Below are 12,681 nucleotides of genomic sequence, written 5' to 3'. Positions count from 1 at the left end.
CTTCTTTCTCTTGCCTGCATGCTCGGCATCCGAAAAACTGATCTGGCTCATCGTTGGCTCTCCTTCAGCTGGGTGATCAACGTTCAGGTCGGCAATCGGTGGACTTGATCAGACGTTCCCTAGCGTCTTCCCATCCTTTGATAAAGCTACACAGTCCACCGCTCTGAGCGGTTCCTGGGTTTTTTGCTTCGACCGTTGACGTGTATCACGCGTTCTTAATGGAGTGCAAATTTGAGCGCCAATGACCCACTTTTTAAAGTGAGCACGCCCCAGTTCATGCCCGATCGACGGCAGTATCGCCAAAGCGACTGGGATCGCAAGAAGCACGACGCAAGCAATCCACGTCGACGCAAATCCACTCAATGCGGCGATCGCTGGCCAAACTAAGGACTGCAATAGTTGTAGGTGTGAGTCGTCACGTGTCGGTGTCCTAAACCAAGTTTTTTCCCGACGCGGCATTGCAAATTTTTGGGACGGCCATTTCCTGACACGAATCAAGAGAAAAAGCACGATCCACACAAAGCAAAGGATTAGCGCCACCATCCCAAATCGTGACGCGATATGTAAAAGGCCAGCGATGCTCCAAAGGTCAGTCATCGCCGCGTTGAGTAACGTCATGATTGCCACGCTCGAAAGATCGATGAGATCAAAAGCCGACGTGAACACACTCGCATGAGGGAGTCCGAATTCGGATTCAACCGAGAGCGAAACGCCATAGCCCAGGGAGGCCAAAATGATTGTTATCAGTGAAGCTATTGATAGAACGGGGCCGAATCCAACCCATGCCGTTCTAGGGTTGATTGGGGTGGCTTGACTGGTTAGAAAAACACTGGGTTTTTCTGCTTGATCCGGTGCCCGCTTCATTTACTAGCTCCTCTGTTTTGTGATGACAGAGAAGTCTCGCAGACCAGCGCTACGGTGTGCTGTACAAGCTTTAGTCGTCGAGAAACCGCAGGTTCACTACCCTGCTGCTAAAAATTTCAATCCGAAGAAGTCCGTCGGAATGCCTCCCTCGGTCGCCGAAGGCCGACACCGTCAGATCTTGAACGCGCGCTGAATATCGGGCCGCACCAGGTCCACGTACTCGCGGTGCTTGCGGATGTAGCCCGCGATGAACTGGCACACCGGAATCACATGCAGCCCCTTGGCGCGGGCTTCGTCCAGCACATGCCTGGCGATGCCCGATCCCACGCCCTTGCCTTCGTATGCCGGCAGCACCTCGGTGTGCGTGAACATGATGGCGTCGGTCAGCAGGTTGTACTCGGCATAGGCCGCGAGCTTGCCGTCCAGCGCGGCCTCGTAGCGGTGCTGGGCTTCCTGGTTGGAAAAGGCGAGGTCGATGGTGCTCATGGCTGGCGTGCGAGGTAGTTGGAAAGATTGCCCGCGGCGGTGGCGCGCACCTTCTTGCGCAGCATCGGCGTCCAGCCCAGCAGCAGGCCGGGCGTGCCCAGCGCCTGGCGCGACCAGGTCCAGAACGCAAAGCTGTCGTGGTGCGTGGCAATGAGGCCGTCGGGCGTGAAGGTGAAGCGCGCGTCCACGCTGTTGTCCACCAGGCGCCCGGTGGCGCTGAAGCGGTAGTGCGCGTCCCAGTGGGCGCTGCCGGTGGTGTCGTCGGCCTTCACGTCGCGCCAGCTCAGGCGCCACACGTCCGCGCCCTTGGCCTGCGTGGCAGAAGCCAGCATGCGCCACATGCCACCCACCTCGCGCCGCCCGCGCAGCGAGAAGGCTTCGTCGTCGAACTGGGCGTCGCTGGCATAGCAGGCCTGCATGGTGGCGGCGTCGAGCTTGGCGAAGGCGCTGTAGAAGCGCTCGATGGTCTGGGCATTGGTGGCTGCGGTCATGGGGCCTCTGGGGTTGTGAAAATTCGGGTCAGCGGCCGAGCAGCTCGACCAGCGTGTGCAGCGCGTGCAGCACGGTGGCCGCGCGCACCGTGGCGCGGTCGCCGTCGAAGCGGCGGCGCTCGGTGCGCACGGCGCCATCGACCGACCAGCCGAACCACACCGTGCCCACCGGCTTGTCGGGCGTGCCACCGGTCGGGCCCGCCACGCCGGTCACGGCCAGCGCCACGCGCGCCGGCGCCGAGCGCGCAACGGCACCCGTGGCCATGGCGCGCGCCACCGGCTCGCTGACCGCGCCGTGCGCCGCGATGACCGCCGCATCCACGCCCAGCAGCTCGGTCTTGGCTTCGTTCGAGTAGGTGATGAAGCCGCGCTCGAACCACGCGCTGGAGCCCGCCACCTCGGTGCAGGCCGCGCCGATCAGCCCGCCCGTGCAGCTTTCGGCGGTGGCCAGCATCCAGCCCCTGGCTTGCAGCAGGCCGGCCAGCGTGAGCACGAGCTCGGGCGTGTCGAGGTCGGCCGGGGCCGAAGGTGAAGAGGGGGCCGAGGGTGCGGTCGACATCGGGGAAGAAGAATCCATCGGGTTCACCATGCGCGCCACAGCGCAATGACCAGCAGCGTGCAGAAGGCTGCCACCAGGTCGTCGAGGATGATGCCGAAGCCCGCGTGCCACCAGCGCATCTGCGCGGCGTCGCGTTGCTTGAACAGCGCGTCGGCCCAGGCCACCGGGCCGGGCTTGGCGGCATCGAAATAACGGAACAGCGCAAACGCGATGGTCTGCGCCAGCAGCCCGGCCGGTGTGACCAGCCAGAGCACGATCCAGAAGGCCACCACCTCGTCCCACACCACGGCGCCGGGGTCGGCCACGTTCATGTCGCGCGCGGTCACGGTGCAGGCCCACCAGCCGATGGGCAGCGAGGCCAGGATGATCCAGCCGATGGTGGCCGGCGTGAACCACATCTGCATTACCACGAAGGCCGCCCAGGCCCACAGCGTGCCCACCGTGCCGGGCGCAAAGCGCGGCATGCCCGAGCCGAAGCCCAGCGCGATGAGGTGCGCGGGATGCGAGAGCAGAAAGCGCAGCGTGGGGCGGCGCATCGAGGGTTGGGGCATGGCGCCGGAAGCGGAGGGTGGAGATGGTGGAGAAGAAGGAGAGGAGGGAGAAGCAGCGTGCATCAGGGGCAGGAGTGTCGCGCATCTGCGGCAGCGGCGGCAGGGGGCGGTGCGGGGGTCATTTTATTTATCAAAGCAATAGCTTGTTTAATTGAGGCCCGCCGCCTAGTATCCGGGCTTGTTTTTCGAGCTTCCCATTCCGTCATGTCCACTTCTTTTGCCGACTTGTCTTCTGCACCACCTCCCACCGCCGCATGGGGCGAACTCTTCAGCGGGCGCAACGGCTGGCGCGCGCTCGCGCTGACGGGTGGCGTGGCGCTGCATGCCGTCAACGTGCACATCGTGACCACGGTGCTGCCGTCGGTGGTGCGCGAGATTGGCGGGCTCGACTGGTATGCGTGGAGCACCACGCTCTTCGTCGTCGGCTCGATCCTTGGCGCCACGCTGTCGGTGCGGCTGCTCGCGGTGCTCGGCCCGCGCGGCGCCTGCCTGGCCGCGCTGGCGGTGTTCAGCGCCGGCTCGGTCGGCTGCGCGATGGCGTCGGCCATGCCCTGGATGCTCGCCGGCCGCACGGTGCAGGGGCTGGGCGGCGGGCTGCTCGCGGCGCTGAGCTACGGGCTGATTCAGCTGGTGTTCGAACAGCGGCTGTGGCCGCGCGCGGTGGCGCTGGTGTCGGGCATGTGGGGCGTCGCCACGCTGTGCGGGCCGGCCGTGGGCGGGTTGTTCGCGCAGGCCGGGCACTGGCGCTGGGCTTTCTGGTTCCTGCTGCCGGTGGCCGCCGCGCAGGCGCTGCTGGTGCTGGTGCAACTGCGCCCCTCCGCAGGCGTGACGCACCAGCGGCCCGCCACCTTGCCGCGCGTGCCCGGCGTGCAGATCGGCCTGCTCGCGGCCTCGGTGCTGGTGATAGCGGCCAGCGGGCTGGTGGCCAGCTTGGCGTGGCAGGCCGTGGGCGTGCTGGCGGGCCTGGGCATCGGCTTTGCCGCCACGCGCATCGACGCCCGCGCCACCGTGCGCGTGCTGCCGAGCGGCGCCTATTCGATGAGCGCGCCGCTGGGTGCCATCTACGCCAGCGTGGCGCTGCTGCTGATCGGCACCACCACCGAAATCTTCGTGCCGTACTTCTTGCAGCTGCTGCACGGCCACTCGCCGCTGGCGGCCGGTTACCTCACGGCGGCGATGGCCGGCGGCTGGAGCGCGGGCTCGCTCACGTCGTCGGGCCGCAGCGGCGCGGGCGCCGACCGCATGCTGCGCGCCGGGCCGGTGATCTGCACGCTGGGGCTCGTGGCGCTCGCGCTGTTGCTGCCGTCGCCAGGCCACCTTGGCGCGGGCGCCGAGACGGTGCTGGTCGCCATTGCGCTCGCGGCCGTGGGGCTGGGCGTGGGTATCGGCTGGCCGCACCTGCTGACGCGCGTGATGTCGCTGGCACCCAAGGGCGAAGAGGGCCTGGCCTCTGCCTCGATCACCACCGTGCAGCTCTACGGCATGGCCGTGGGCGCCGCGGTGGCGGGCCTGGTGGCGAACGCCGCGGGGCTCACCACGCCGGGCGGCGTGGAGGGCGCGCGCTCGGCGGCCGTCTGGCTGTTCGCAAGCTTCACGCTGGCCCCGGCGGTGGCGGTGTGGCTGGCGTACCGCGCCGTGGCCCGCCGCGGCAAGTGAGAAGACAAACGAAGGCCGGCCGCAGCCGCCAGGTCGCGGCGCTCGCCTGCATCGATGCCACAAGGCGCTCCCTATAATTTTTCGCATTCACAACATGCGGGAGGGCCTTGGCTCATGAGAAATTTCGTTCAACGTTTCGGGGCCCTGTCGCTCCTCTTGGCCTTCAGCTTCGCGCTGGTGGCCTGCGGCAACAAGGAGGCCGAGCAGCGCAAGGCCTTCACCACCTACCTCCAGACCCGCGTGCTCGACAAGCCCGGCATCCATGTGCCCAAGCCCACCGCGGAAGAGAAGGCCTCCTTCGGCGACTACGCGCAGCACTACGCGGTGATCACCGATTTCAACGAAGGCATGAACCAGTCGGTGAGCCAGCCCATGACGCAGATCATGGCCAAGGGCGGGTTGCGCTCCATCGGCGACCTGGTCTCGCGCCGCGACGACATCAAGTCCGCCAAGGACGGCCTGGCCGGCCTGCGCACCGCGCTCGACCAGCAGACCGCCAAGGCCGACGCCGCGCACGCGCAGCTCAAGCAGCCCGACGACCTGAAGCAGGTCTACGACAAGGCCTACGAGAAGACCGTGACGGCACCCTCGGCCACCTTCAAGGAGGTGTTCCCCGCGCTGGACGCCGTGTTCGACAGCGCGCTGGCCATCGGCAATTACATCGAACAGAACAAGTCGAAGATCCAGATCTCGGGCAGCACCGTCAGCGTGACCGACCCGGTGGTACAGGCCGAGTTCAACAAGATGCTGCAGCAGCTGAACGGCCAGTCGAGCGCCATCAATGCGGCACAGCGAAAGATGCAGGCCATGGTGCGAGGCTCCTGAACGGAGCGCCGCAACGCGTCAGACGAAGTGGTCGAACGAGCCGAAGCGTTGAGCCACCGGCGCGCCGGCGGCATCGACGATGCGCAGGCCGGCATCGGCCTCGGCGCGGCCGATGCGCGTGACGCGCGTGGCGCTCTTCAGGCCGGCCTGCGCGACCGCGTCGCGCGCTGACGGCGGCGCGGTGAAGACCAGCTCGTAGTCGTCCCCGCCCGACAGCGCACAGGTGCGCAGCAGCTCGGTGCGCAGGCCGGGTGCCTCGGCCGAGATCAACGCGGTGGCGGCGTCCGCGTCCAGCGTGGCGCCGACCTGGCTCGACGCGAGGATGTGACCCAGGTCGCCGATCAGCCCGTCGCTCACATCCACCGCCGACGTGGCAATGCCGCGCAGCGCCTGCCCCAGCGCCACGCGCGGCGTGGGTTGTTCCATGCGCAGGCGGGCCGACTCGAAGGCCTCGGCCGACAGCGCGATCGTGCCGCGAAACACCTCCAGCGCCAGCCGTGCATCGCCCAGCGTGCCGCTCACCCAGATGTCGTCGCCCGCCTGCGCGCCCGAGCGCAGCAGCGCCGCGCCGGCCGGCACTTCGCCGAACACGGTGATGCAGATGTTGAGCGGGCCGCGCGTGGTGTCCCCGCCCACCAGTTCGCAGCCGTGCGCGTCGGCCAGCGCGAACAGGCCGCGCGAGAAGCCTTCGAGCCAGGGCTCGTCCACGCCCGGCAACGCCAGCGCCAGCGTGAAGGCCAGCGGCTTTGCGCCGCAGGCGGCCAGGTCGCTGAGGTTCACCGCCAGCGCCTTGTGGCCGAGCCGCGCGGGTTCCACGGTCGAGAGAAAATGCCGCCCCTCCACCAGCATGTCGGACGAGACGGCCAGCTGCATGCCGGGGGCGGGCGCGAGCAGTGCGCAGTCGTCGCCCACGCCCAGCGGGGAGCGCGTGGCGGGGCGCTTGAAGTAGCGTGTGATCAGGTCGAATTCACCCATGGGGGTGAGAGCATAAGCGGTGCCGGCTCAGCCCCGCGCGCGGCGGTTGGACATGAGCACGTTGTCCTTCTCCAGCGCCTGTCCGGCCTGCAGCGCCGCGATCCAGGCCTCGGTGGTTACCACCGCGGCAAAGTTGCTGTGGAACACGACGCTGAAGACGCGGTGGATCTCTTCCGCGTTGACGCGGCCCGCCGCGTTGGCATACGGCAGCGCGCCGGTGGCGTCCGACAGAAACTCCACGTTCAGCCCGCGGTGCATGGCCTCGTACACGGTGGAGGCGTCGCAGTTCTGGGTCATGTAGCCGGCCACGCTGAGCGTGTCGATCTGGTGGCGCTCAATCCATTCGGCGAAGTCGGTGCCGGCGAACACGCTGGGCAAGCTCTTGGTGACGAGGTGGTCGTGCGGGCGCTTCGCAATCTCCGGGTGCAATTGCCCGTTGTGGGCATCGGCCTGGAACACCGGCGCGCCCTTGGGCGCGTGGTGGCGCACCACCACCACCGGGGTGCCCGCGGCGCGGGCGGCGTCCATGGCCTGCGTGATCTTCGGCAGCGAGCTCTGGACGGGCGGGTACTCGATCGGCAGGCCGCCGCCTTCGAAGTATTCGTTCTGCACGTCGATCACGACGAGGGCGCGGCGCGGTGCGGGGTGTGTCATGTTCTGGCTCCTGGGGTGTGTGGGCGATGGCCCGATTCTTCGCTGCAAGGCGCCTGGCTGAAAGTGGCCCGATAGCCATTCATCGATAAGATCGGGCCATGCGCCGCACCTCCGCTCAAAACGCTGTCGAAACCATTGCGGTCGTCGCGTTCGACGGCATCAGCCCCTTTCATCTTTCCGTGCCCTGCATGGTGTTCGGCGAAGACCGCACCGAGACGGGCGCGCCGCGCTTTCGTGTGCGCGTGTGCGCCAGCGAGCCTGGCCCGCTGCAGACCAACGCGGGCTTCACGCTGGGTGTGTCGCACGGGCTGGAGGCGATCCGCCGCGCGCAGATCGTGGTGGTGCCCTCGTGGTGCGACGATGGCCGGCCGGCGCCGCCCGCGCTGATTCGGGCGTTGCAGTCGGCGCACCGTCGCGGCGCCACCGTGGTCGGGCTGTGCCTGGGCGCCTTCGTGCTGGCCGAGGCGGGCCTGCTCGACGGGCGCCCAGCCACGACGCACTGGAACCTGGCCGCGGCCTTCGCCAGGCAGTATCCGCAGGTCACGCTGCAGCCCGAGGTGCTGTACGTGGACGACGGCGATGTGCTCACCTCCGCCGGCACGGCCGCGGGCATCGACTGCTGCCTGCACCTGCTGCGCGTGCGCTACGGTGCCGAGACGGCGAACCGCGCCGCGCGGCGCATGGTGGTCGCGCCGCACCGGCAGGGCGGGCAGGCGCAGTACATCCAGCAGCCGATGCCGGCCGCCGCCGAGCAGGACCGCCTTGCGCCGCTGCTGGACTGGCTGGGCCGCCACCTGCACAGCCCGCATGAACTGGACGGCCTGGCCCGGCGCGCGCTGATGAGCCGGCGCACCTTCACGCGGCGCTTTCGCGAGTCGACGGGCACCACGGTCGGGCAGTGGCTGCAGAACCAGCGCCTGGCACTGGCGCAGCGCCTGCTCGAGACCACCGGGCGCACGGTGGAGCGCGTGGCCACCGACGCCGGCTTTGGCTCGGCGGTGTCGCTGCGCAAGCACTTCGTCGGGGCGTTCAAGGTGTCGCCCACGGCGTATCGCAGACAGTTCTCGCAGGATGCCGCCGCCGCATGAAGCGTGAAAGGCACCTGAAGCGCGCAGGGCGCGCGGAAAAACTCAAGCCTGCCCGCGAAATCTCAACGCCGCCTGCCGCACCACTTCCGCCAGCAGCCGCTCCTTGCCCTGCTTCTCGCGCAGCCAGCGCGCATCGTTGCGGTTGGCTTCCACGCTGGTGCGCAGTTCGCCCAGGGCCTGCGTGGCGTTGAGCGCCTCGCTGTGCCATTCGAGCTGCGTCATCGTCATCAGGATGTGCTCGCGCAGCGGCATGTGCTGGCCGGTGGCCGGGTCGACGTACACCGCGTCCAGCCCGAAGCGGCAGGCCTGAAAGCGGTTGTAGGTGTACACAAGGTAGTCGTCCTCGCACGGCTCGAAAGGCTGCTCCTGCAGGAACCATGCAGCCAGCGACTGCACGTAGCCCGCCAGCGCGGCGGCGCGCTCCACGGTGAGCGGCGTGTCGAACACGCGAATCTCGATGGTGCCGAACTCGGGCTTGGGGCGAATGTCCCAGTAGAAGTCTTTCATGCTGCGCACGACGCCGGTGCGGGTCATGCGCTCGAAGTAGGCCTCGAACTCCTTCCAGCTCAGCGTGAACGGCGCGCGGCCCGACAGCGGAAATGCGAACACCGAGTTCAGCCGCGCCGAGTCGAACTGCGTGTCCTGCCCCTGCACGAAAGGCGAGGACGCCGACAGCGCAATGAAGTGCGGGATGTAGCGCGACATGCGGTGCAGCATGAGCAGCGCCGCGTCGGCGTCGGGGCAGCCGATGTGCACATGCTGGCCGAAGATGGTGAACTGCTTGCTCAGGTAGCCGTACAGCTCCGACAGCTCGCGAAAGCGCGGTTTGTCGTAGATGCGCCGCTCGTGCCACTGCTGAAACGCATGCGTGCCGCCGCCCACCACCGCGATGTTGAGCTTGTCGGCATTGCGGATCAGCGCCTCACGAATGGGCGAGAGCTGTGTGATGACGTCCTGCGCCGAGTGGCAGATGTCGGTGGAGATCTCGATCATGCTCGAGGTCATCTCCGGCACCACGCTGCCTGGCAGGGGGGTCTGCGCCATGAGGCGCAGCATGTCCTCGGCGTAGGGGGCCAGGTCGTAGTCGTGCGTGTTGACGAGCTGCAGCTCCAGCTCCACGCCCAGCGACAGCGCCTCGGACTTGTTGAAGGGCTCGAGCTTGACGGTGCGGCTTTCGGGGTCGCGCGGCAGCGGGGCCGAGCGAACGTCGTCGCTGTCGGGGTCTAAAGGGGTGCTGCCGGGGTGGTTGGTGGCGGTGCTCATCGCTGCGTGTCCTCGGTGGTGCTGAAGGCCTGGGGCGCCCAGGGCACCGAACTCTCGCCCACCGCATGAATGGCCACCGTCGCCAGCACCGCGCCCACCACTTCCATCAACAGGATGGAGGGCAGCGCAACCTGCGTGATCATTGTGCCCAGCAGCGGCGAGGCGGTGGCGAAATTGGAGGCGATGAGCAGCGCAATGGACGACAGCGGCGACATCGCGCAGCCGACCCAGAAGGCCTGCTTCCAGCTGGCGCCGCTGCCCGGGTTGGCAATGGCCACGCCGGCAATCTTGGTGAGCAGGCGCACGCCAATCACGGCCAGCACCACGCTGGCCACCGGCAAGGTCCAGTCGGCCTGCGCCGCCACGATCGACACCAGCACGAACATCAGCATGGTGAGCAATGACGCCGCTGTGCCCAGCTGGCGCTGCCAGGCCCAGGGCTTGGGGTTGAGTGCCTTCAGCAGCAGCCCGCCGATGAGCGCTGCCAGCGGCGCCGAGCCGCCGATGTGCGCGGTGAGCGCGGCGCCTGCCGCAATGATGGCCAGCAGCAGGATGGAGGTGTTCTCGCTGGTCGGGCTCATCACGCGCAAGGCCGAGCGCAGCGCCAGCGCCATGATGGCGCCCACCACAAAAGACAGGCCCAGCACCACGCCCACAGGGTAGAGCTTTTGCAGCAGCGTTTGCGGCGCGCGCTCGATCAGGCCGGCCTGCGCATAGCCCAGTGCCAGCGCATAGAAGGTGTTGAGCGTGGCCAGCGTCATGGCGCGCTCGGTCACCGGGCCCGCGGCGCGGGTGTCGATGATCACGCGGCTCAGCACCGCCGGCGAGGCGACGATGGCCATCAGCGCGATGGGGTTGGCCACCGGCTCCGGCAGGCCCAGCAGCGTGAGCACCCAGTACACGCCGAAGTAGGTCAGCGTGGCTTCGAGCAGGCTCTGCACCAGCACCATCGGGTTGTGGCGGAACCAGCGCAGCGGCAGCCGGCCGCCGGCCTCGAACAACACCACGGCCACGCCCAGCTCCAGCAGAAAGAGGCTGATGCCGCGCAGCGGCCAGATTGCGCCCTCGAAGCCGGCAAAGCCAACCACCGCGCCCACCAGCGAATAGCCGATGACCTTGGGCAGGCCCAGATAGCGTTGCACCAGGTGGCCGGAGGCCGCGGCCGCTGCCAGCAGCAGTGACCAAAGAATGGTGGGCAGGCCGGCCGAAGGGCGCACCCATTCGGACCAGAAGCCCAGCAGATCGTTGAAGAAGCTCGTGAGGTTCATGCAGGTAGGAAGAAGCTCACCGGCCGGCTGCGCCAGCGTGCCCAGATCGCGCTGCGGATGCGGGCGCGGTCACCAAGGCTCACGCTGTGCGCGCGCAGCGCCAGCCGGAAAGCGAAATAGAAACTCACGCTCACATTGAGCGCGCCGATGACCGGAATGGCCGCCACCGCCCACCACAGGGCGGGCTGGTGCAGCACCGCAAGGCCGGTGGAGGCTGCAGCCGCGGCAATCTGCCCGGCCGACAGTGTCACGTGCCGCACGTCCAGCCCTAGCCCGAAGAAACCCGCGAACGCGGGCAGCAGTCCGAGCATGAGACCGAGCGAGATGTTGGAGGCGAAGCCTGAGATGTGCGTGCGCATGAAGTCGGCCCAGCGTCGAGCCCGGGCGGCACCCAGAAAAGCGCCGATGCGGGGGTTGTAACGCATGGCGGAGTCCAGGCGATGCAGGACAAAGGCGTTTTCTGTCCATCCGGCGATGATGCTCGCCGAAAACAGCAGGATGCCGGTCATTGCCGCGTAAAGAGCGGTGGGGCCGAGCAAAGACAGCGAGTTCAGCGTGGCTGCGGCATGCGCCGCGTCCAGCAGCGGGTGCCCCAGCGCCTGCTGTACCAGCAGGGCCACGCCCAGCATCGCCGGCACCACCACCAGCACGTTGCCCAGCACGGCCGCCACCTGAGAGCGCACCAGATTGGCGACCTCGTCGACAAAGTCGCCCACCGCGCCGTCGGACTTGATGTCGCGCAGCCGCGCCGCCAGCGCCGGCGCCGTCATGGCGGGTTGCTTGGTGGCCAGCGTGAGGTGCAGCAGCTGAATCGCCACGAAGCTGGCCGCATACATGAGACCGGCGGTGAGACCGCTCCAGAAGGCCGACAGCCCCAGCGCATAGATGCCGAACTTCAGCAGCACGGTGAGCGAGGTGAGCGCGCCGCCGCCGGCGGCTTTCTTCACCATGCGCGCATAGCTGGCACGGTCGCGGGTGATGTAGTGCTCGCCGGTCTCGGCGCTGCGCTCGGTCACCTTGGCGGCCAGCATCGACGAGTTGGAGGCAATCAGCGCGCGGATGCTGTTGCGCTCGCCGCCGGCCAGCACCAGCTTGCCGATGAGCCGCGCCACGCTGGGCGCGGGCACGGGCGACATCAGGCAGTCGAGCAGTTCGCGGATGCGCAGCACGCGTTCGCGCAACTGGCGCAGGCGAAACACCAAGCCCACCGAGATGCCGTTGTCTTCCAGGTGCGTGTAGACCGAGGAGGCACTGGCGCGGCAGGCGTCGAGCCGGTCGCGAAAAGCCACGAAGGCGGTCTGCAGGGCGGCTTCGGCCTGCTCGGGGTCGCGTTCGGGCGGCTGCTCGAACATCTGCTCGCGCAGTTCGTCCAGGTCGGCCATCAGCCCGTGGAAGGGGCGGGTTTCGTGGTGCTCGGCGCTGATGCGCAGGCGCAGCTCCGGCGAAAAGCCGGCCGCCACCACTTGGCTGGCGCAGTAGGTCACCGCGTCCATCACCGTGTGGCGCCAGCGCGGCGCGCCGTCGTCGTCCAGCGCCGCGTCGGCCAGCAGCGCGCCAATGCGCGCGAGCTGCGTTTCGTCGAGCAGCGCGATCCAGCCCGCGTCGAACACGCCGGGCAGCACCATGCGAAACAGGTCGGACGCGTCGGTGGTCTCGGGCGTGCCCGGCAGGATCTTGCGGCGCAGCCGTTCGGCCAGCTCGCTGGCAAAGGCGGTGCGCGGCGCAAAGCCGTAGTCGGCCAGCAGCGTGGTCAGGTCGACCGTTTGCGTGAAGGCGCGCCACCAGGCGCGCAGGCGCTCGCGCAGCTCCGGGCGCGCCTCGATGGCGTCGAGCAGCAGTTGCACGCGGCCCATGGCCGCCTGGGGCGAGGCGCGATCGCCGCGCAGCCAGTCGAAGAGGTTGATCAGCCAGATGTGGCGCTGCGCCACATCGGCCTTCGGGTCGAGGCCGGCAAGCAGCCCCTGCAGGTCGCGCGAAGCGGCAGCCATGGGTGTGAGTGGA

13 protein-coding genes are annotated in these 12,681 nt (G+C 68.0%); 3 read left to right on the top strand and 10 right to left on the bottom strand.

Annotated features, from left to right (window positions below; translation table 11 throughout):
• Window positions 1-108 precede the first annotated feature (108 nt).
• The 5 genes from VLK31_RS24775 to VLK31_RS24755 all read right to left on the bottom strand — a co-directional run bounded on the left by VLK31_RS24775 (window position 109) and on the right by VLK31_RS24755 (window position 2,951).
• A complete protein-coding gene (locus tag VLK31_RS24775) occupies window positions 109-864 on the bottom strand; it encodes a hypothetical protein (protein ID WP_409171113.1) in 756 nt (251 codons plus the stop codon).
• 171 nt (window positions 865-1,035) lie between these two features.
• Window positions 1,036-1,350, bottom strand: coding sequence for a GNAT family N-acetyltransferase (locus tag VLK31_RS24770; RefSeq protein ID WP_409171112.1), 315 nt, complete (start codon window positions 1,348-1,350; stop codon window positions 1,036-1,038).
• Window positions 1,347-1,841 carry a nuclear transport factor 2 family protein gene (locus VLK31_RS24765; protein ID WP_409171111.1) on the bottom strand — a complete coding sequence of 165 codons (495 nt, stop codon included), beginning with the start codon at window positions 1,839-1,841 and terminating at the stop codon, window positions 1,347-1,349. The genes VLK31_RS24770 and VLK31_RS24765 overlap by 4 nt, the downstream gene beginning before the upstream one ends.
• Window positions 1,842-1,869: 28 nt before the next feature.
• Window positions 1,870-2,430, bottom strand: coding sequence for a CinA family protein (locus VLK31_RS24760; protein WP_409171110.1), 561 nt, complete (start codon window positions 2,428-2,430; stop codon window positions 1,870-1,872).
• Entirely contained in the window at window positions 2,424-2,951 is a 528-nt protein-coding gene (locus VLK31_RS24755; protein ID WP_409171109.1) for a phosphatidylglycerophosphatase A, read from the bottom strand. Before VLK31_RS24755 ends, VLK31_RS24760 begins: the two co-directional genes overlap by 7 nt.
• A gap of 204 nt (window positions 2,952-3,155) precedes the next feature.
• On the opposite strand from VLK31_RS24755, the gene VLK31_RS24750 reads away from it, so the two are divergent.
• Together VLK31_RS24750 and VLK31_RS24745 are read left to right on the top strand one after the other, a co-directional pair.
• The gene (locus VLK31_RS24750; RefSeq protein ID WP_409171108.1) at window positions 3,156-4,607 is read left to right on the top strand and encodes an MFS transporter; all 1,452 of its coding nucleotides are present in this window, start codon (window positions 3,156-3,158) and stop codon (window positions 4,605-4,607) included.
• Window positions 4,608-4,721: 114 nt separating this feature from the next.
• Window positions 4,722-5,432 (top strand): DUF3053 domain-containing protein, encoded by a 711-nt coding sequence (locus VLK31_RS24745; protein WP_409171107.1) that lies wholly within the window; start codon window positions 4,722-4,724, stop codon window positions 5,430-5,432.
• 18 nt (window positions 5,433-5,450) lie between these two features.
• On the opposite strand, the gene thiL is transcribed toward VLK31_RS24745, so the two are convergent.
• Both thiL and VLK31_RS24735 read right to left on the bottom strand, forming a co-directional pair.
• Window positions 5,451-6,407: a thiamine-phosphate kinase gene (thiL, locus tag VLK31_RS24740; RefSeq protein WP_409171106.1), complete on the bottom strand. Its 957-nt coding sequence runs from the start codon at window positions 6,405-6,407 to the stop codon at window positions 5,451-5,453.
• Window positions 6,408-6,434: 27 nt separating this feature from the next.
• Window positions 6,435-7,061 (bottom strand): cysteine hydrolase family protein, encoded by a 627-nt coding sequence (locus VLK31_RS24735; protein WP_409171105.1) that lies wholly within the window; start codon window positions 7,059-7,061, stop codon window positions 6,435-6,437.
• Between the two features lie 98 nt (window positions 7,062-7,159).
• Between VLK31_RS24735 and VLK31_RS24730 the strand changes: the two genes are divergently transcribed.
• Window positions 7,160-8,149 carry a GlxA family transcriptional regulator gene (locus tag VLK31_RS24730; RefSeq protein ID WP_409171104.1) on the top strand — a complete coding sequence of 330 codons (990 nt, stop codon included), beginning with the start codon at window positions 7,160-7,162 and terminating at the stop codon, window positions 8,147-8,149.
• A 42-nt stretch (window positions 8,150-8,191) separates the two neighbouring features.
• Here the strand turns inward: VLK31_RS24730 and VLK31_RS24725 are convergent, their stop codons facing one another.
• The 3 genes from VLK31_RS24725 to VLK31_RS24715 are packed head-to-tail and all read right to left on the bottom strand — an operon-like array spanning window position 8,192 to window position 12,668.
• Window positions 8,192-9,412, bottom strand: a complete 1,221-nt coding sequence (locus VLK31_RS24725; RefSeq protein ID WP_409171103.1) for a YbdK family carboxylate-amine ligase — start codon at window positions 9,410-9,412, stop codon at window positions 8,192-8,194.
• Window positions 9,409-10,680, bottom strand: a complete 1,272-nt coding sequence (locus VLK31_RS24720) for a cation:proton antiporter (RefSeq protein ID WP_409171102.1) — start codon at window positions 10,678-10,680, stop codon at window positions 9,409-9,411. Before VLK31_RS24720 ends, VLK31_RS24725 begins: the two co-directional genes overlap by 4 nt.
• Entirely contained in the window at window positions 10,677-12,668 is a 1,992-nt protein-coding gene (locus VLK31_RS24715; RefSeq protein ID WP_409171101.1) for a site-specific recombinase, read from the bottom strand. The genes VLK31_RS24720 and VLK31_RS24715 overlap by 4 nt, the downstream gene beginning before the upstream one ends.
• Between the last annotated feature and the right edge of the window lie 13 nt (window positions 12,669-12,681).

It is taken from the genome of Variovorax sp. H27-G14, from assembly GCF_046156345.1.
GTDB lineage: Bacteria > Pseudomonadota > Gammaproteobacteria > Burkholderiales > Burkholderiaceae_C > Variovorax.
Note: the sequence above shows the minus strand (reverse complement) of the source record. Positions and strands in the feature narration are given on the sequence as shown.